The organism is Citrobacter sp. CK188, assembly GCF_030333525.1.
Classification (GTDB): Bacteria; Pseudomonadota; Gammaproteobacteria; order Enterobacterales; family Enterobacteriaceae; genus Citrobacter_B; species Citrobacter_B koseri.
In genome coordinates this window covers 1-212 of sequence record NZ_JAOWFU010000017.1, presented here as the reverse complement: position 1 = coordinate 212, position 212 = coordinate 1, and the positions used below count along the sequence as shown (strand labels likewise).

The 212-nt window shown below is 53.3% G+C and carries 1 tRNA gene; it reads left to right on the top strand.

The window, feature by feature from the left end:
- Positions 1-134 precede the first annotated feature (134 nt).
- Positions 135-211, top strand: a tRNA-Arg gene (locus OGV67_RS02510).
- Position 212: the final 1 nt, after the last annotated feature.

The window sequence follows — 212 nt, the reverse complement described above, 5'->3', positions numbered from 1 at the left end:
CAGGGAGGATAACGTTGCTTCAGCAACGGCCCGTAGGGAGAGGCGCAGCCGAGTAATCCTCCCGGATGCACCATCTCTTACTTGATATGGCTTTTGTAGCGGTATCAATATCGGCAGTAAATAAGTTTCCCAATGCATCCGTAGCTCAGCTGGATAGAGTACTCGGCTACGAACCGAGCGGTCGGAGGTTCGAATCCTCCCGGATGCACCAT